This is a genomic window from Blastococcus sp. SYSU D00868, assembly GCF_054050575.1.
The window spans coordinates 42595-60149 of record NZ_JBJGZO010000023.1 but is presented as its reverse complement, the minus strand read 5'-3'; the positions used below and the strand labels follow the sequence as shown (position 1 = coordinate 60149).

Genomic DNA, 17555 nt, shown 5'->3' with positions numbered 1-17555 from the left:
CGTCGCCGGAGCGATGACCACCTCGACCGACCTCCCCGCCGAACCCCTGGTGGCCCGGGTCGTCGTCGACGTCCCCCTGGCCCACCTGGACCGACCGTTCGACTACGCCGTGCCGCCCGAGCTGGCCGGCGACGTCCGCCCGGGCTGCCGGGTCCGGGTGCGCTTCGCCGGGCAGCTGGTCGACGGGTTCGTCCTCGAGCTCGCCGCGCACACCGAGCACCAGGGGAAGCTCGCGCCGCTGGCGAAGGTGGTCTCTCCGGAGCCGGTGCTCACCCCCCAGGTCGCGGCGCTGGCCCGCGCCGTCGCCGACCGCTGGGGCGGCACGCTCTCCGACGTCCTGCGGCTGGCGATCCCGCCCCGGCGCGCGGCGGCCGAGAAGCGGCCGGCCGCCGACCCGCCGCCCCCGCCCGCGCCGCCCGACCCGGCCGGCCTCGCCCGCTACCCGGCGGGCCCCGCGCTGCTCGCCGCGCTCGCCGAGGGCCGCCCGGCCCGCGCGGTGTGGACGGCGCTGCCCGGGGAGGACTGGCCCGCGCGGCTGGCCGAGATGTGCCAGGCGGCGCTGTCCGGCGGCCGCGGCTCGCTGGTCGTCGTCCCGGACGGGCGCGACCTCGACCGGCTGGAGGCCGCGGCCGCCGCGCGGCTGCCCACGGGGTCGTTCGTCGTCCTGCGGGCCGACGCCGCGCCCGACGCCCGCTACCGGCGGTTCCTCGACGCCGCCCGGGGCAGCGCGAGGGTGGTCCTGGGCACCCGCGCGGCGGTCTACGCGCCGGTCGCCGACCTCGGCCTGGTCGCGATCTGGGACGACGGCGACGACCTGCACGCCGAGCCCCGCGGCCCGTACGCGAACGCCCGCGACGTGCTCGTGCACCGGGCCCACCTGGCCGGCTGCGCCGCCGTCGTGGCCGCGACCGCCCGCACCGCCGAGGCCGCGCTGCTGCTGGAGAGCGGCTGGGCGCACGAGCTGGCCGCCGACCGCGTGGCCCTGCGCGCGGCCGCGCCGCGGGTGCAGGCACTCGGCGCCGACGCCGAGCTGGCCCGCGACCCGGCCGCCCGCACCGCCCGGCTGCCCAGCCTGGCCCACCGCGTCGCCCGGCAGGCGCTGGCCGACGGCGCGCCGGTGCTCGTGCAGGTGCCGCGGGCCGGCTACGCGCCCGGGCTGTCCTGCGACCGCTGCCGGGCGCCGGCCCGCTGCGCCGTCTGCGCCGGCCCGCTGGGCATCGCGCCCACGCCCGGGCCCGGGGGGTCCCGCGTGCCGGCCTGCCGGTGGTGCGCGCGGCCGGCGGCGACGTTCGACTGCCCGCACTGCCACGGGACCAAGCTGCGCGCCTCCGTCGTGGGCGCCGCGCGGACGGCGGAGGAGCTCGGCCGCGCGTTCCCCGGCGCCGCGGTGCGGGTGTCGGGCCGCAGCTCCGGCGTGCTGCCCACCGTCCCCGCCGGCCCGGCGCTGGTGGTGGCCACCCCGGGCGCGGAGCCCGTCGCCGAGGGCGGCTACGGCGCGGCGCTGCTGCTGGACTCCTGGGCGCTGCTCGGCCGCGCCGACCTGCGGGCGGGGGAGGAGACCCTGCGCCGGTGGATGAACGCGGCCACCCTGGTCCGGCCCGCGGGCGCCGGCGGGCAGGTCGTCGTCGCGGCGGACGCGGCGCACCCCGTCGTCCAGGCGCTGGTCCGCTGGGACCCGGGCTGGCTGGCCGAGCGCGAGCTCGCCGACCGGCGCGAGCTCGGCTTCCCCCCGGCCACCCGCATGGCGGCGCTGTCCGGCTCGCCGGCGGCCCTGGCGGACTTCCTCGCCGCCGTCCGGCTGCCCGCCGACGCCGACCTGCTGGGGCCGGTCCCGGAGCAGCCGCGCCCCGGCCAGGAGGGGCCGCGCGAGCGCTACCTGGTGCGCACGCCGCGCGGCGAGGGCGTGGCCCTGGCGCACGCGCTGGCCGAGGTGCAGGGCGTGCGCAGCGCCAAGAAGGCGGCCGAGCACGTCCGGGTGCAGCTGGACCCGCTCGAGATCGTCTGATCCGCCGTCCCGGGCGTGGCGCCCGGCGGGCCGGGGTACCGGCGCCGGACGGGTGAGCCCGAGCCCGACGGTCGACCACCGGCCTCCTGCGGGGGCCGGGACCAGGAGTGCTCCGTGACCGCCACGAACCCCCAGCCCGGCGACCCCGGGACCGGCGACGCCCCCTCCGGCGGCCGGCACAGCGGCGCCGATCCCGAGGGCGTCGCCGGCGTCAAGCGCGGCCTGCGCCGGGTGCTGCTCGGCCTGCTCGCTCTCGTGGTCGTCGCCGCGATCGCCGTCGGCATCAGCCGCTGCGGCCCCGACGACGGCCCCAGCGGCAACGACCCGTCGGACGGATCGGCCGTCCCCACGCTGTCGGTGCCCGGGTCCTGACCGGAGGTCGCCGGGGCGGTCCCCGGCGGCCTTCTACGATCGACCGGTGAGCGTGACCCCCATCCGGCTGTACGGCGACCCGGTGCTGCGCACCCCGGCCGCGCCGGTCGTGGACTTCGACGCCGAACTGCGACGGCTGGTCGCCGACCTGACCGACACCATGCAGGCCGCCGGCGGCGCCGGGCTGGCCGCGCCGCAGATCGGCGTCGGGCTGCGCGTGTTCACCTGGCGCGTCGACGGCGAGCTCGGTCACCTGGTCAACCCCGACGTCACCCTGGTCGGGGAGGAGCAGCAGGAGGGCCCGGAGGGCTGCCTGTCCCTGCCCGGCTACGCCTACGACTGCCGCCGGCACCTGCACGTCGCGGCCACCGGCTGGAACATGCACGGCGACCCCGTGCGGATCGAGGGCTCGCACCTGCTCGCGCGGGCCGTGCAGCACGAGGTCGACCACCTCGACGGCGTGCTGTTCGTCGACCGGCTGGACCCGGGGGCCCGGGAGGCCGCGCTGGCCGCCCTCGCCGAGGCGGAGTGGTCCGGCTGGGGCGCCTACCTGCCGCGGGTGGAGGTGAGCCCCCACTGAGGCTCCTGTTCGCGGGCACCCCGGCGCCCGCCGTCCCGTCGCTGGACCTGCTGCTCGGCTCCGACCACGAGGTCGTCGCCGTCCTCACCCGCCCCGACGCCCGCTCCGGCCGCGGCCGCGCGCTGAGCCGCTCCCCGGTGGCCGAGCGGGCCGACGCCGCCGGCGTCCCGGTGCTGCAGCCGCGCTCGCCGCGCGAGCCGGAGTTCCTGGCGCAGCTGGCCGAGCTCGCCGTCGACTGCGCGCCCGTGGTCGCCTACGGGGCGCTGGTGCCGCAGGCGGCGCTGGACCTGCCGGCGCACGGCTGGGTCAACCTGCACTTCTCGCTGCTGCCGGCCTGGCGCGGGGCCGCACCCGTGCAGCACGCGATCATGGCCGGCGACGAGATCACCGGCGCGTCGACGTTCCGGCTCGAGGCCGGGCTCGACACCGGGCCGGTGTTCGGCACCGTCACCGAGGCGATCGGCCCGCGGGACACCGCCGGCGACCTGCTCGGCCGGCTGGCCGTCAGCGGCGCGAAGCTGCTGCTGGCCACCCTCGACGGCATCGCCGCCGCGGCGCTGGAGGCGCAGCCGCAGCCGGCCGAGGGGATCAGCCTGGCGCCGCGGATCGAGGTCGCCGACGCCCGGGTGGACTGGACCCTGCCGGCGCACGTCGTGGACCGGCGGGTGCGCGGCGTGACCCCCGCGCCGGGCGCGTGGACGACGTGGCGCGGCGACCGGCTGCGCCTGGGCCCGGTCGAGCCGCTGCCGACGTCCCTGGGGCTCGAGCCCGGCGAGCTGTCGGTCGGGCCGACCGGCGTGCTGGTGGGCACCGGCAGCGGCGCCGTCCGGCTGGGCGAGGTGCAGCCGGCGGGCAAGCGGATGCTGCCGGCGCCGGACTGGGCGCGCGGGGCGCGGCCGGCGGCCGGCGAGCGGGTCGGCGCATGAGCGGTCCGCCGCGGCGCGGGGGGCGGGGACCCTCCGGCGGGCGGCCCGGCGCGCGGCAGGGGCGCCGGCCGCGCCCGCAGCTCGACGGTGCCCGGCTGACCGCCTACGACGTGCTGGACGCCGTCACCTCCCGGGAGGCCTACGCCAACCTGCTGCTGCCCCAGCTGCTGCGCGAGCGGAACCTCGACGCCCGCGACGCCGCGTTCACCACGCAGCTCGCCTACGGCGCGCTGCGGGCGCAGGGCACCCTGGACGCCGTCCTGGCGACGCTGGTCGACCGGCCGCTGGGCGAGCTCGACCCGCGGGTGCTCGACCTGCTGCGGCTGGGCGCCTACCAGGTGCTCGACCTGCGGGTGCCGGCGCACGCCGCCGTCGCGACCACCGTGGACCTGACCCGCGCGATCGTCGGCACCGGCGCCTCCGGGCTGGTCAACGCCGTCCTGCGCAAGGTCGCCGCGGGCGGGGACCGGGCGGCCTGGCTGGAGCGGCTCGGCGCGACCGGCGACGCCCGGCTCGGCCTGGCCACCGACCACCCGCGCTGGGTCGTCGAGGCCTGGCGGGACGCGTTCGGCGGGAGCCGCCCCGTCGACGACACCGAGCTCGAGGCGGCGCTGCTCGCCGACGGCGCGGCCCCCGAGGTGCACCTGGTCGCCCGCCGGGTGCCGCGCGAGGAGCTGGCCGCGGAGTCCGGCGGCGCGCCGGGCCCCTGGTCGCCCTACGCGGTCCGCCTCGGCGGCGGCGACCCCGGCCGGCTGCCGTCGGTGCGCTCGGGTGCCGCGGCGGTGCAGGACGAGGGCTCTCAGCTCGCGGCGCTGCTGCTGACCCGCGCGCCGCTCGAGGGGCCCGACGGTGCGTGGCTGGACATGTGCGCCGGCCCCGGCGGCAAGTCCGGGCTGCTGGCTGCCGTCCGCCCGGCCGGGGTGCGGCTGACCGCCGCCGACCGGGCGCCGCACCGCGCCGAGCTGGTGCGCCAGGCGCTGCGCGGCGAGGACGACGTCGAGGTGCTCGTGGCCGACGGCCGCGAGCCGCCGTGGGCCGCGGGCTCGTTCGACCGGGTGCTGCTGGACGCGCCGTGCACCGGGCTGGGCGCCCTGCGCCGCCGGCCGGAGGTGCGCTGGCGGCGCGGGCCGGAGGACGTCGCCCCGCTGGCCGACCTGCAGCGGCAGCTGCTCGCGTCGGCTCTCGCGTCGGTGCGCCCCGGGGGAGTGGTCGCCTACGTGACGTGCTCGCCCCACACGGCGGAGACGGTCGACGTCGTGGCCGACGCGGCGGCGCGCGACGACGTCGAGGTGCTGCCGGTCGCGCCCCTGTTCCCCGGCGTCCCCGGCGTCGAGCGCGGGCAGTTCGGGCAGCTGTGGCCGCACCGGCACGGCACCGACGCGATGTTCCTGTCGCTGCTGCGCCGCACCCCCTGACGCTTGCGCGTCGGGTTCGAGCTGTGGCGCGCGGGTCTCCTGCGCTCCTACGGTCCTTGACGCACGCCGTCTGCCCCCGCGGACGGTGTCCGTGGGGGTGGGCGGCGGTGCTGTCGGGGTGCCCGGTCCGGCTCCAGGGTCAGACGGGGGTGAGGAGGTCGTCCGCGGCCAGGAGGGGGTCGCGGTCGAGGAGGATCTCGGTGCCGTCGGGGCGGTAGGTGTGCCAGCGCCCGTCGGCGTCGCGTTCGATGCGGTAGCCGTGATGGACCTTGCCGTGATGGCGCTCGCAGAGCAGGCCCAGATTCTCCGGGGTGGTCTCTCCGCCGAAGGCCCAGTGGATGCGGTGGTGGGCCTCGCACCACCAGTGCGGGGCGTCGCAGCCGGCGAACACGCAGCCCCGGTCCCGCAGGTCCAGCAGCTGGCGGAGCGGGGCGGGCACGATGCGGACCTCGCGGCCGCGGTGGATCGGTTCCCCGTCCGGGCCCATGATCACGCGGGCCACCACCGAGTCGCAGGCCAGCCAGCGGGCGCGGGCGGCGGAGATGGTGGCGCCGAAGCCCAGCTCCGCGGCGGTCTTGCCGATCGCGGGGTCGACCAGGTCGTCCAGGTCCAGCACGGCGGCGATGCCGGGCCGGCGGGTGCGCTGGATGGGCACCGCTCCGGCGGCGAGGGTGTTGTCGGCCCACTGCACCAGCACGTCCCCGCGGAGCTGGGCGGGGGTGCGCTCGTCCCCGGCGCAGCGGGAGGTCGCCGCCATCGGCTCGATCACGGCCTTCACCTTCTCCCCGCCCACCGCGTCCAGCTCCGCGATCACGGTGACCGTGCCGTCGGGATGCGTGATCATCCGCAGCGACCGCTGGGTGATCGGCTCCGGTTCGGGTCCGTCGGGATCCAGCCGGGTCAGGTACTGCTGAACGGCCTCGGCGAGGGTCTGGAAGGTCTGCCCGACGGCGATCGTGGCCAGCGCCTGGTCGACCTGGGCCAGGTCGATGCCCTGCTCGGCCGCCATCACCGCGTGCCTGGGCGCCACCACCGTGCTGATCTCGGTGACGTGCTCGACCCCGATCGCGCCCGAGCTGAACGCCGCGGCGGTGGCCGGCAGCAGCTGCAGCGCCCGCCCGCGGTGCACCAGCGCCGCGGCGGCGGTGCCCTTCATCCCGGTGTGGGTGCGCAGCCAGGACTGCATCGTCTTCACCCCGTCGTGCTCACACGCCAGCCGCGCATCGGCGACCCGCACCGCGGCGGTCAACCGGGCCGCCACCCGGTTCTGCTCTGCCACCAGTTCAGCGACCTCGGTGAGCAGCTCGCCGTCGTCCATCGCGTGCAGCCGGTCTGAGTCGACGGCCACATCAGTGGTCGAACACATGTACGGATCCTACCGGCTCGGCACCTCGCGGGCCGAATGAATCCCCAGGTCAGAAGCCTGTCCACAGATGGGGCTGGCCCGTTGTGCATCACCGCCGGAGACGTCCGCCGACCATGCGGCCACCGCCCGTGGGCCGCCGCCACTACGGTGCCGCCCGTGTCCTGGCTCCCCGACGACTTCGTCCACCCGCTGCGCGCCGACCTGCCCACCGGGCAGCACCTGCGCCCCATCCGCGAGGCCGACACCGCGATCGACTTCCCGGCCGTGATGGCCGACCAGGAGCGCCTGTGGGCGGTCTACGGCGAGGCGTGGGGGTGGCCGCCGGCCACCATGACCGAGGAGCAGGACCGCGCGGACCTCGCGCGGCACGAGCGCGAGATCGAGGCGCACGAGAGCTTCAACTACGCGCTGTTCGACGACGACGAGGCCGAGCTGCTCGGCTGCGTGTACGTCGACCCGCCGGAGAAGGCCGGCGACGCCGACGCCGAGGTCTCGTGGTGGGTGGTCGAGCGGCTCGCCGGCACCGAGGTGGAGGCGGCGCTGGACGCGTTCGTGCCGCGGTGGCTGGCCGAGCGGTGGCCGCTGCGCCGTCCCCGCTTCGTCGGCCGCGACCTGAGCTGGGCCGACTGGATCGCCCTGCCCGGCCGCCACTGAGTCAGCCCGGGCCGATCGTGTCCCCGGTCCGCAGTACGGAGGCCTGCGAGCGGTACCGCCAGTAGGTGGCGGTCACGCAGGCGTCGGCCCGGCCGAGGTCCCGCGGCGGCAGGTCCGGCATGCGGGACCGGTCGGCCCACGTCGTGTCCTCGGCCGAGTCGGCGTACCGGTCCAGCCGCAACGCCAGCCGCCGCCGGTGCCACCGGCCCGAGGCCACGTTCGCCCGGACGACGTCGTGGAGGGTGAGCCGGCGGTCGTGCAGCCAGCTGTCCAGCGGGCGGTCGGTCTCGGCGAGGACCGTGGCCAGCAGCTCGTCGGCGGGGGCGAAGCCGGTGGGCGTGGCGTCGAGCTCGACCGCGCTCGCCGTCTGGGTGATCCGGCCGGCGAGGGCGAGGTCGAGCAGCAGCCGCGCGGGCACCGCGGCGGAGCAGATGAGCAGCGGCGAGGGCCGGCCCCGGCTGTCCAGGCACAGCGCGGGGACCCGGACGGCCACCCCGCCGGCCAGGTCGTCGGACCACATCCCCGCAGGTTGGGGAACCGGGGCGGCTCGCGTCGCCGGAGATCGCCCGGAAGTGGCACCGCGCCGCTGCCTAGACTCGACCCCCGTGCCCCGGACGCCGCTGATAGCCCCGAGCCTGCTCTCGGCCGACTTCGCCCGCCTCGGCGAGGAGGCCCGGCGGGTGGCCGACGCCGACTGGCTGCACGTCGACGTCATGGACGCCCACTTCGTGCCGAACCTGACCCTCGGCCGGCCGGTGGTCGAGGCGATCCAGGCGGTGAGCCCGATCCCGCTGGACTGCCACCTCATGATCGAGGCGCCGGAGCGCTGGGCTCCCGGCTACGCCGAGCTCGGCGCCCGCAACGTCACCGTGCACGCCGAGGCCTGCACCGGCGACCCCCGCGCCGTCGCCCGCGACCTGCGCGCCGCCGGGGCGCTGGCCGGCCTCGCGATCAAGCCCGGCACCCCGCTGGACGACTACGTCGAGGTCCTCCGCGACTTCGACACCCTGCTGGTCATGACGGTCGAGCCGGGCTTCGGGGGGCAGGCGTTCATCGCCGAGGTGCTGCCCAAGGTCCGCCGCGCCCGTGAGCTGGTCGACACCGGCCACCTGCAGGTGCTCGTCGAGGTCGACGGCGGGATCAACGCCGACACCATCGAGCAGGCCGCGGCGGCCGGCGCCGACGTCTTCGTGGCCGGCTCGGCGGTCTACGGCGCCGACGACCCGGCGCGCGCCATCGCCGCCCTGCGCGCCCAGGCCGCCGCGGCGCTGTCCGGGTGACCGCCCCGACTGCCGTGACCAGCCCCTGGGCCGAGCGCATCGCGATGGCGCGGGCACTCGCCCTCGGCGCGTCGGTCCTCGGCGCGACCAGCCCCAACCCGCCGGTCGGGGCCGTCGTCCTCTCCGCCGACGGCACGCCGGTGGGGGAGGGCGCCACCGCCCCGCCCGGGGGCCCGCACGCCGAGGTCGCCGCGCTCACCGAGGCCGGCGAGCGCGCCCGCGGCGGCACCGCCGTGGTCACCCTCGAGCCGTGCGCGCACACCGGCCGCACCGGGCCGTGCGCCGACGCGCTGATCGCGGCCGGGATCGCCCGCGTCGTCGTCGCCGTCCCCGAGCCGACCACGCTGGCCGCCGGGGGCGCGCAGCGGCTGCGCGACGCCGGTGTCGACGTGGAGATCGGCCTGGAGCGGGCGGCCGCCGAGCAGGGCGCGCTCGCGTCGTGGCTGACCGCCGCCCGCGAGCGCCGTCCGCACGTGGTGTGGAAGGTGGCCGCCACCCTCGACGGCCGGGTCGCCGCCGCCGACGGCAGCAGCCGGTGGATCACCGGCGCCGAGGCCCGCGAGGCGGTGCACCGGCTGCGCGCGACGTGTGACGCGGTCGTCATCGGCTCCGGCACCGCCCTCGCCGACGACCCCCAGCTGACCGTCCGCCGCCCCGACGGGACGGACGCCGAGCGGCAGCCGCTGCGGGTCGTGGTCGACCGGCGCGGCCGGCTGCCCGGCACCGCCCGGGTGCTCGACGACGCCGCTCCCACCCTGGTCAGCGTCGCGCCCACCGCCGCGGGCCTGCTGGCGGAGCTGTACGACCGCGACGTCCGCAGGCTGCTGCTCGAGGGCGGCCCCACCCTCGCCGCGGCCTTCCTCCGGGAGGGTCTGGTCGACGAGGCGGTGCTGCACCTGGCGCCCCGGCTGCTCGGCGCGGGCGCCCCGCTGGTGGGCGACCTGGGAATCACCTCCCTCGGCGGGGCGCTGTCCCTCGCGGTCACCGACGTCACCCGCCGGGGACAGGACGTCGAGATCCGGCTGCGCCCGGACGGGAGGAGCTGACCGTGTTCACCGGCATCGTCGAGGAGGTCGGCACGCTCGTCGCCCGCGACGAGCAGAACGACGCCGCGACCCTGGCCATCCGCGCCCGCACCGTGCTCGGCGGGGTCGCCCTCGGCGACTCGATCGCCGTCAACGGCGTCTGCCTCACCGTCACCGGCGTCGACCCCGCGGACGACGGCACCGGCGTCTGGCACACCGACGTCATGGCCGAGACGCTGCGCCGCAGCAGCCTCGGCGGCCTGGCCGCCGGCGACCCGGTCAACCTGGAGCGCGCCGTCACCCCGCAGACCCGCCTCGGGGGGCACCTCGTGCAGGGCCACGTCGACGGGGTCGGCTCGGTGCTGCACCGCACGCCGGGGGAACACTGGGAGGTCGTGCGGATCGCCCTGCCGGCGGCGCTGGCCCCCTACGTGGTGGAGAAGGGGTCGGTCGCCGTCGACGGCGTCTCGCTGACCGTCAGCGCGGTGAGCGGGGTGCGCGACCCCGAGCCGTGGTTCGAGGTCAGCCTCATCCCGACCACCCTGCGCGAGACGACGCTGGGCACCCGAGCCGTGGGCAGCCCGGTCAACCTGGAGGTCGACGTGGTCGCCAAGTACGTGGAGCGGCTGCTGGAGGCGCGACGATGAGCGAGCAGGACCGGGTGCGGCTGGACGGCGTCGAGGACGCCATCGCCGCGATCAAGGCAGGCAGGGCGGTCGTCGTGGTGGACGACGAGGACCGCGAGAACGAGGGCGACCTGATCTTCGCCGCGGAGCTGGCGACGCCGGAGCTGGTGGCGTTCATGGTCCGCTGGACGTCCGGCTACGTCTGCGTCGCCGTCACCGAGGACGACGCCGACCGGCTGGACCTCCCCCCGATGTACCGGGTCAACCAAGACCGGCACGGCACCGCCTACGCCGTCACCGTCGACGCCCGCGAGGGGGTGGGCACCGGCATCTCCGCCGCCGACCGGGCGCACACCATCCGGCTGCTGGCCGACCGGTCGACCACTCCCACCGAGCTGTCCCGGCCCGGGCACGTCGTCCCGCTGCGGGCCAAGGACGGCGGCGTGCTGCGCCGGCCCGGGCACACCGAGGCCGCCGTCGACCTCGCGCTGCTGGCCGGGCTGCGGCCGGCCGGCGTGCTCTGCGAGCTGGTCAGCGAGGCCGAGCCGACCCGGATGGCGCGTGCCGGCGAGCTGCGCGCCTTCGCCGACACCCACGACCTGGTCATGGTGTCGATCGCCGACCTCATCGCCTACCGCAAGCGCTTCGACAAGCTGGTCGAGCGCGTCGCCGAGGCCGTCGTCCCGCTGCCGCCGGGCACCTTCACCGCCGTCGGCTACCGCAGCTCCTACGACGAGCGCGAGCACGTCGCGTTCGTGACGGGCGACATCGGCGACGGTCACGACGTGCTGGTCCGGGTGCACTCCGAGTGCCTGACCGGCGACGTCTTCGGCTCGCTGCGCTGCGACTGCGGCCCCCAGCTGCAGGCCGCGCTCGCGGCGGTGGCCGAGGAGGGCCGCGGCGTCGTGCTCTACATCCGCGGGCACGAGGGCCGGGGGATCGGCCTGCTGCACAAGCTGCAGGCCTACCAGCTGCAGGACGCCGGCGCCGACACCGTCGACGCCAACCTCGACCTCGGCCTGCCGGCCGACGCCCGCGACTACGGCACCGGCGCGCAGATCCTGGTCGACCTCGGCATCCGCACCATGCGGCTGCTCACCAACAACCCGGCCAAGCGCGCCGGCCTGGAGGGCTACGGGCTCAAGGTGCTCGGCCGGGTGTCGCTGCCCAGCCACGTCACCGCCGAGAACCTCGCCTACCTGCGCACCAAGCGCGACCGGATGGGCCACCTGCTGGACATCCTGGAGCCCGAGACCGAGTCCGGCCCCGACGACGTCCCCACGGTGCCGGGCACCGACGTGCCCCTCGGGCAGACGGAGCAGCGGCTGTGAGCGGGCGGGGGGCGCCGGAGGCGGCGCCGGTGGACGCCGCCGGGCTCTCCCTCGGCGTCGTCGCGACGACCTGGCACGAGGAGATCACCGGCGCGCTGCTCGAGCGGGCCGTCGCGGCCGCCGCGGCCTGCGGGATCCCGCAGCCGACCGTCGTCCGGGTGCCCGGGGCGGTGGAGCTGCCGGTGGTCGCCCAGGCGCTGGCCGAGCGGCACGACGCCGTCGTGGCCCTCGGCGTGGTCATCCGCGGCGGGACCCCGCACTTCGAGTACGTCTGCGACGCGGTGACCGCCGGGCTCACCCGGGTGTCGCTCGATGCCGGCCGGCCCGTCGGCAACGGCGTCCTCACCTGTGACACCGAGGAGCAGGCCCGCGACCGGGCCGGGCTGCCCGGCTCCGCCGAGGACAAGGGCTGGGAGGCCGCGGTCGCGGCGCTGGCCACGGCACTGACCCTGCGCGCCCTGCGCGCACCGCAGCGCACCACCGGGTTCACCGCGAGCCCGGCACCGGGAGGACGAGCGTGAAGACCTTCGACCAGCTGTTCGCCGAGCTCTCGGACAAGGTCGCCGCCGGCGACCCGGCGTCCGGCACGGTCGCGGCCGTGCGCGACGGCGTGCACGCGGCCGGCAAGAAGGTGGTCGAGGAGGCCGCCGAGTCGTGGATGGCCGCCGAGCACGAGGACGAGCAGCGGACCGCGGAGGAGATCAGCCAGCTCCTCTACCGGGTGCAGGTCCTCATGCTGGCGCGGGGGTTGTCGCTGGACGACGTCTACGCTCACCTGTGATCACCGCCGTGATCGCCCCCGTGACCGAGGAGTCCTGACCGTGCTGCGCGTCGCCGTCCCGAACAAGGGAGCCCTGAGCGAACCGGCCGCCGAGATGCTGGCCGAGAGCGGCTACCGGCAGCGGCGCACCACCAAGGACCTCGCCGTCTACGACCCCGACAGCGACACCGAGTTCTTCTACCTGCGGCCCCGCGACATCGCGGTCTACGTGGCCGCCGGCACCCTCGACGTCGGCATCACCGGCCGCGACATGCTGCTGGAGACCGCGCCGGCCGAGGGCGACGGGCACTCCGCCGTGGAGGTCATGCCGCTGGGCTTCGGGCGCTCGTCGTTCCGCTTCGCCAGCCCGGTGGAGTCCGGCATCGAGAAGCCCGAGCAGCTGGCCGGCAAGCGGATCGCCACCGCCTACCCCGTGCTGCTGCAGCGCTACCTGGACGACAACGGCATCGACGCCGGCGTGGTGAAGCTCGACGGCGCGGTGGAGACCGCCTGCCGGCTGGGCGTGGCCGACGCCGTCTGCGACGTCGTGGAGACCGGGACGACGCTGCGGGCCGCGGGCCTGCACATCATCGGCGAGCCGGTGCTGGCCAGCGAGGCCGTGCTCGTGCGGCGGGGCGGCGCCGAGGAGAACCCGGCCATCGAGCAGCTGCGCCGGCGGCTGCGCGGGGTGCTGGTGGCCCGGCAGTACGTGCTGCTCGACTACGACTGCCCCAACTCGCTGCTCGACCGGGCCACCGCGATCACGCCGGGGCTCGAGGGGCCCACGGTCAGCCCGCTGCAGACCGAGGGCTGGTCGGCCGTCCGGGCCATGGTCCGCCAGACCGAGACCAACCGGCTGATGGACGAGCTGTGGGAGCTCGGCGCCCGCGCCATCCTCGTCACCAGCATCCACGCCTGCCGGATCTGAGCGAGGACCCCCGTGCCCCCCGTCGCTCGCAGGCTCGCGGCGGGTCCCTGCACGAGGGCCAGGCAGCTGGTGGTGCTCGTCGCGCTGGCGGCGCTGGCCGGCTGCGCCGACCGGCCGGACGGCGGCGACGCCGGCTCCCCGGCGACCGGTGCCGCGCCCGCCGACGAGCTCACCGTCGCGATCGACCGCGGTGACGGCAGCCCGGCCGAGGAGTACACGCTGAGTTGCGCCGGCGGCCCCCGGGGGACGCTGCCCGACCCGCGGGCCGCCTGCGAGCACCTCGCGGCGCTGGACGCCCCGTTCGCGCCGCTGCCCGCCGACGTCGTCTGCACCGAGCAGTACGGCGGCCCGCAGACCGCGCGGGTCACCGGCCGGTGGGCGGGGGAGGACGTCGACCTGGCGCTGTCCCGCACCGACGGCTGCCGGATCGCCCAGTGGGACTCGCTGGGGCCGCTGCTGCCCGGCCCGGTCGGCGTCCTCGACTGACTCAGGCCGGCTTGGTCGCCCGGCCGTCCAGCCAGAGGGTGGCGGACTCGTCGCGGTGCGGGCCGCTGCTGCCGACGTGCTTGCCGCTGATCCCCGGCCCGTTCTTGATCACGTGGACGAGCGCCATGCCGTGCCCGCGTCCGAGCCCGTGCTCCTCGGCCAGCCAGGCCAGCACCGGGCCCGCCTTGGTCGCGGGGCCGTCGAACCCGCGCTCGCGGGCCTGGTCGACCAGCTGGCGGGGGGTGAGCCCGGTCTTCTCCTCGATCGCGTCGAGGTAGGCCTGGAAGGACATCGCGGCTCCTGGGGGTCGTGGTCCGGGGCGGGCGGCCGGACGTCGTCGGCAGGGGAGACGCCGGGGCGTCGCCGGACTCATCGGTGGGTGCTCGAGCCCGGGCCGCGCGGCCGACCGATGTCCCCCCGGCGGCCACGTCCGGGACCCGGGTGGCCGCACCCGGGGCGACGCCCGGCCCGGGCGGCGCCCGGACGCGCCGCGAGCCCCCACCCGGGCCGGGTGGGGGCTCGCGGCGACGGGATCAGCGCGGGCGCGTGGTGCGGTCGACCAGGTCGATCGCGGTGCACAGGCCCAGGGCGAGGGCGCGGCCGCTGGTGGAGCCGGTGGCCATCAGCCCGGCGATCGCCGGGCCGAGCGGGCGCTCGCCGACCAGGCCGTGCAGGACGGCGGCGTACTCCCCGCTGACCCGGCCGGCCGTGGCGTGCCGCAGCAGCGCCCGGGACAGCTCCGTGGTGCGGCCGGCGGCCAGGGCGTAGACGCCCGCGGCGAATCGGTCGGCGGCCGGGTGGCCGAGCAGCACGAGGCCGGCCATCGTGCCGGCCATGACGTCGTCGCCGGCCGGGGTGAGGCCGGGGCCGAGGCCGATCAGCCGGGTGGCCGTGCGGAGGGCGGCGTCGAGGTCGGCGCGGCGGACCGCGCCCCGCAGCGCGGCGAGCGGACCGCCGGGGCCGCCGGGCAGCCCCGGCAGGTTGAACGCGCTGTGCGGGCCGTCGCCGTAGAGCGCGGTGCGCAGCTGGCGGACCCCCTCGGGCAGCAGGGCCGGGCGGGCGCTGGGCAGCTTGGGCCGCGGGTCCCACCACGCCGCGGCGCTGACGGCGAGGTCGCCGACGACGATGCGGCCGCCGCCGACCTCGGCCGGCGCGCCGGCGGGCAGCGCGACCAGCGGGCGGCCGTTGCTGGGGCGGAAGAGGACGCAGCCCAGCGGCAGCCGGGCGGCGTCGCTGGTGAGCACGCCGACGACGTCGGTCCCGCGCTCGGTGGACACCTGCAGGTAGACCGCGGCGGGGAGGCTGGTGAGCACCCGCGCCTGGCGCACCGGGCCGCGCAGCAGCTCGGCGACGCCGGTGCTGGCCGACGCCGGGACCGCGGAGGCGGCGCGGGAGACGGGGGCGGTGCGCGCAGCGGCCTGCGCGGACTCGCGGGGGAGCGGGATGGTCGGCACACCGGCGCGTGCTGCCTGACCCCGGGTGGTGGCGGAGCCGGTCCCGGCCGGCGTGGTGTGGTCGATGGTTCTCATCGGAGGAGGCCCTTCCCCGTAGATCAGCGGGAACGCCCTGGCCGGTGCTCCCACCCGTCGCCTCCTCGCCCGCCGGGGGGCCGGGGCACCGGGGGAGCGGTGGCGCCTACCATCCAGCGAGCGGGGTGGATCCGGACTTCGAACCTATTCGGCGCGTCGCGGGCCGAAATATGGCGGATGTCGCCAAGAATGACCCCGGGCGGACGGGGACTCCTGACAGAATGACGCTATTGCTGGAGCAGCCACAGCAACAGCGAGCCAGTGAGCACTCACGTACGGTCAGGACACGCAGGGGAGGGCCACGCAACGTGATGACACGGCCGCGAACCGTGAGGGCAACGACGACGTCTGCCCCGGGCGGCGAGCAGTCAAACACGGCGCGCCGGAACGCGCGCGGGGGGACCCGGTGACCGACGTCCGGCGGCAGGAGACCAGCTGGCACGAGCGGTCCGGGCTCACCCTCGACGAGGCCCTGGAGCTCCCGGGCCTGGCGGGAACCGAGGTCGTCGCGGGCGCCGGGGGCCGGCAGCGGATGGTGCGGCACATGGTGGTCGACGACCCCGCCGACCCGCTGTCGGTGGCCGGCCCCGACGTCCTCGTCGTCCTCGGCGCCCGGCTGCCCCCGGCGGACGCGGCCAACTGCCGCGCCCTGGTGGAGCGGCTGGTCTCGATGGGCACCGCGGGCCTGGCGTTCCGCCACACCGAGGGCCCCGCGCCCGTGCCGCCGGAGGTGCTCGCCGAGGCCGATCGGCGCGACTTCCCCGTGCTGGCGGTGCCGGCGACCGCGCGGATGGACGAGGTCGTCTCCGACGTCCTGGGCGCCGTCGTCGCCAAGCAGGGCGAGGCGCTGGCGCTCTCGCTGCGCATGCACGACCAGTTCATCGACGTGGCGCTCAGCGGCGGCGGGCTGGCCGAGGTCACCGACCAGCTCGCCAACTACCTGGAGGGCGCCGCCGTCCTCGGCCTGGGCCCCGACCGCGAGATCGTCACCAGCGCCGGCCCGCCCGACGACGTCACCGAGATCAGCGACTGGCTGTGGCTGCTCGATGCCGCCGCCGACGACCTCATGGCCGAGATGGCCCCCGCGCGGCGCATCTCCGGCCAGCGCGCCGTGCAGGCCGTGGTCACCCCGGCCGAGGTGCTCGCCGACGCCGACCTCTCCCCGGCCGACGGCATCCTGCTCGTCCCCGGCCACCACCAGCTGCCCGGCGGGATCGGGGAGTACGCGGTCGCGCCGATCGTCGCCGGCGAGCAGCGGCAGGGCTGGCTGGTCGCGGTGCACCGCACCGGACCGCTGCTGTGGGGTGCCGGCGGCGTGCTCGAGCGCGCCGCCGTCGTCGCGGCCCTGTCGGTCATCCGGCAGCAGGCCGTGCACTCGGTCGAGCTGCGTTTCCAGGGCGACCTGGTCCGCCGGCTGGTCGCCGGGTCGCTGCGGCACACCGAGCGGGTGCTGGCCCAGACCCGCTCCTTCGGCTGGCGGCTGGACGGCCCGGTCGTCGTCCTGGTGACCGCGACCGAGACCGCCGCCGACCCCGCGGCCGACCCGACCCGGGCCCTCGACGTCCTCGACCGGCTCGCCGACGGCTGGCGGTCGGCGCTGGAGGGCGAGGTGGCCGGCGCGGCCGTGGCCGGGCTCTCCACCGAGATCGTCACCGTGCTGCCGCTGGACGGGCGCAACCCCGAGGAGATCAGCGCCCTGGTCGCCGCGGTCACGTCGCGGGTCAACGCCCGCGTGCGCCGGGTCGGCCGGGTGCTGGCCACCGGCATCGGCCGGCCGGCCGGGTCGCTGTCGGCCCTCGGCGAGGCCTACCAGCAGGCGCAGCGGGCCCTCGGCGTCGGCCAGGAGATCCACGGGCCCTCGGCGGTCACCCACTTCGACCAGCTCGGGGTGTTCCGGCTGCTGTCGCTGATCCCCGACAGCACGGAGCTGCGGTCCTACGTCGACGAGGTGCTCGGCGCGCTGGCCGACGCGACCGACCCCGACTCGGCGGACCTGCGCGAGACGCTGCGGGTGCTCCTGGAGACCAACCTCAACGTCGCCGAGTCCGCCCGCCGGCTGCACTTCCACTACAACACGATGCGCTACCGGATCGGCAAGCTCGAGCGCCTGCTCGGCCCGTTCACCACCGACCCGACGCTGCGGCTGAACCTGCTCCTGGCCCTGCACGCGGCGCGCATGCGGGGGCTGGACCAGCCGCACCGCCCACCGGTGGACGCCGGGCTGCTGCCGCCGGACGACGGCCTGGACGCCCTCATCTGAGCCGGAACGCCA

General features: G+C 77.2%; 19 protein-coding genes. 15 read left to right on the top strand and 4 right to left on the bottom strand.

From position 1 onward, the window contains the following. The first annotated feature begins 13 nt into the window (after positions 1–13). The 5 genes from ACI79F_RS17895 to ACI79F_RS17875 all read left to right on the top strand — a co-directional run bounded on the left by ACI79F_RS17895 (position 14) and on the right by ACI79F_RS17875 (position 5298). Complete coding sequence (locus ACI79F_RS17895) at positions 14–2005, top strand: primosomal protein N' (protein ID WP_456546694.1); 1992 nt, start codon at positions 14–16, stop codon at positions 2003–2005. A gap of 114 nt (positions 2006–2119) precedes the next feature. After that, positions 2120–2377: a hypothetical protein gene (locus ACI79F_RS17890; RefSeq protein WP_456546695.1), complete on the top strand. Its 258-nt coding sequence runs from the start codon at positions 2120–2122 to the stop codon at positions 2375–2377. A 46-nt stretch (positions 2378–2423) separates the two neighbouring features. Beyond that, complete coding sequence (def, locus tag ACI79F_RS17885) at positions 2424–2957, top strand: peptide deformylase (protein WP_456546696.1); 534 nt, start codon at positions 2424–2426, stop codon at positions 2955–2957. Continuing rightward, a complete protein-coding gene (gene fmt, locus ACI79F_RS17880; RefSeq protein WP_456546697.1) occupies positions 2906–3883 on the top strand; it encodes a methionyl-tRNA formyltransferase in 978 nt (325 codons plus the stop codon). The genes def and fmt overlap by 52 nt, the downstream gene beginning before the upstream one ends. Continuing rightward, on the top strand, positions 3880–5298 hold the full coding sequence (locus tag ACI79F_RS17875) for an RsmB/NOP family class I SAM-dependent RNA methyltransferase (RefSeq protein ID WP_456546698.1): 1419 nt from the start codon (positions 3880–3882) through the stop codon (positions 5296–5298). Before fmt ends, ACI79F_RS17875 begins: the two co-directional genes overlap by 4 nt. 139 nt (positions 5299–5437) lie before the next feature. Here the strand turns inward: ACI79F_RS17875 and ACI79F_RS17870 are convergent, their stop codons facing one another. Beyond that, positions 5438–6664 carry a DUF222 domain-containing protein gene (locus tag ACI79F_RS17870; protein WP_456546699.1) on the bottom strand — a complete coding sequence of 409 codons (1227 nt, stop codon included), beginning with the start codon at positions 6662–6664 and terminating at the stop codon, positions 5438–5440. Between the two features lie 156 nt (positions 6665–6820). On the opposite strand from ACI79F_RS17870, the gene ACI79F_RS17865 reads away from it, so the two are divergent. Continuing rightward, entirely contained in the window at positions 6821–7318 is a 498-nt protein-coding gene (locus ACI79F_RS17865) for a GNAT family N-acetyltransferase (RefSeq protein WP_456546700.1), read from the top strand. Between the two features lies 1 nt (position 7319). On the opposite strand, the gene ACI79F_RS17860 is transcribed toward ACI79F_RS17865, so the two are convergent. Then, a complete protein-coding gene (locus ACI79F_RS17860) occupies positions 7320–7838 on the bottom strand; it encodes a hypothetical protein (RefSeq protein WP_456546701.1) in 519 nt (172 codons plus the stop codon). A gap of 85 nt (positions 7839–7923) precedes the next feature. Between ACI79F_RS17860 and rpe the strand changes: the two genes are divergently transcribed. The 8 genes from rpe to ACI79F_RS17820 all read left to right on the top strand — a co-directional run bounded on the left by rpe (position 7924) and on the right by ACI79F_RS17820 (position 13754). Next, complete coding sequence (gene rpe / locus ACI79F_RS17855) at positions 7924–8598, top strand: ribulose-phosphate 3-epimerase (RefSeq protein WP_456546702.1); 675 nt, start codon at positions 7924–7926, stop codon at positions 8596–8598. Beyond that, positions 8595–9644 carry a bifunctional diaminohydroxyphosphoribosylaminopyrimidine deaminase/5-amino-6-(5-phosphoribosylamino)uracil reductase RibD gene (ribD, locus tag ACI79F_RS17850; protein WP_456546703.1) on the top strand — a complete coding sequence of 350 codons (1050 nt, stop codon included), beginning with the start codon at positions 8595–8597 and terminating at the stop codon, positions 9642–9644. The genes rpe and ribD overlap by 4 nt, the downstream gene beginning before the upstream one ends. Before the next feature lie 2 nt (positions 9645–9646). Continuing rightward, complete coding sequence (locus ACI79F_RS17845) at positions 9647–10270, top strand: riboflavin synthase (protein ID WP_456546704.1); 624 nt, start codon at positions 9647–9649, stop codon at positions 10268–10270. Continuing rightward, positions 10267–11580 carry a bifunctional 3,4-dihydroxy-2-butanone-4-phosphate synthase/GTP cyclohydrolase II gene (locus ACI79F_RS17840; protein ID WP_456546705.1) on the top strand — a complete coding sequence of 438 codons (1314 nt, stop codon included), beginning with the start codon at positions 10267–10269 and terminating at the stop codon, positions 11578–11580. The genes ACI79F_RS17845 and ACI79F_RS17840 overlap by 4 nt, the downstream gene beginning before the upstream one ends. After that, a complete protein-coding gene (gene ribH / locus ACI79F_RS17835) occupies positions 11577–12101 on the top strand; it encodes a 6,7-dimethyl-8-ribityllumazine synthase (RefSeq protein WP_456546706.1) in 525 nt (174 codons plus the stop codon). The genes ACI79F_RS17840 and ribH overlap by 4 nt, the downstream gene beginning before the upstream one ends. Further along, entirely contained in the window at positions 12098–12361 is a 264-nt protein-coding gene (locus ACI79F_RS17830; protein WP_456546707.1) for a phosphoribosyl-ATP diphosphatase, read from the top strand. Before ribH ends, ACI79F_RS17830 begins: the two co-directional genes overlap by 4 nt. 40 nt (positions 12362–12401) lie before the next feature. Continuing rightward, a complete protein-coding gene (gene hisG, locus ACI79F_RS17825) occupies positions 12402–13268 on the top strand; it encodes an ATP phosphoribosyltransferase (RefSeq protein ID WP_456546708.1) in 867 nt (288 codons plus the stop codon). Between the two features lie 69 nt (positions 13269–13337). After that, complete coding sequence (locus ACI79F_RS17820; RefSeq protein ID WP_456546709.1) at positions 13338–13754, top strand: SSI family serine proteinase inhibitor; 417 nt, start codon at positions 13338–13340, stop codon at positions 13752–13754. Position 13755: 1 nt separating this feature from the next. Here ACI79F_RS17820 and ACI79F_RS17815 read toward each other — a convergent pair whose 3' ends face one another. Together ACI79F_RS17815 and ACI79F_RS17810 are read right to left on the bottom strand one after the other, a co-directional pair. After that, positions 13756–14046 carry a DUF4287 domain-containing protein gene (locus tag ACI79F_RS17815; protein WP_456546710.1) on the bottom strand — a complete coding sequence of 97 codons (291 nt, stop codon included), beginning with the start codon at positions 14044–14046 and terminating at the stop codon, positions 13756–13758. 241 nt (positions 14047–14287) lie between these two features. Continuing rightward, entirely contained in the window at positions 14288–15283 is a 996-nt protein-coding gene (locus tag ACI79F_RS17810) for a DUF2877 domain-containing protein (protein ID WP_456546711.1), read from the bottom strand. 406 nt (positions 15284–15689) lie between these two features. Between ACI79F_RS17810 and ACI79F_RS17805 the strand changes: the two genes are divergently transcribed. Continuing rightward, positions 15690–17543: a PucR family transcriptional regulator gene (locus ACI79F_RS17805; protein WP_456546712.1), complete on the top strand. Its 1854-nt coding sequence runs from the start codon at positions 15690–15692 to the stop codon at positions 17541–17543. Positions 17544–17555 lie beyond the last annotated feature (12 nt).

Coding starts and splice junctions, on each gene's coding strand:
- ACI79F_RS17895 (WP_456546694.1), top strand. CDS start 14: ATGACCACCTCGACCGACCTCCCCGCCGAACCCCTGGTGGCCCGGGTC.
- ACI79F_RS17875 (WP_456546698.1), top strand. CDS start 3,880: ATGAGCGGTCCGCCGCGGCGCGGGGGGCGGGGACCCTCCGGCGGGCGG.
- ACI79F_RS17870 (WP_456546699.1), bottom strand. CDS start 6,664: ATGTGTTCGACCACTGATGTGGCCGTCGACTCAGACCGGCTGCACGCG.
- ACI79F_RS17860 (WP_456546701.1), bottom strand. CDS start 7,838: ATGTGGTCCGACGACCTGGCCGGCGGGGTGGCCGTCCGGGTCCCCGCG.
- ACI79F_RS17840 (WP_456546705.1), top strand. CDS start 10,267: ATGAGCGAGCAGGACCGGGTGCGGCTGGACGGCGTCGAGGACGCCATC.
- ACI79F_RS17815 (WP_456546710.1), bottom strand. CDS start 14,046: ATGTCCTTCCAGGCCTACCTCGACGCGATCGAGGAGAAGACCGGGCTC.
- ACI79F_RS17810 (WP_456546711.1), bottom strand. CDS start 15,283: ATGAGAACCATCGACCACACCACGCCGGCCGGGACCGGCTCCGCCACC.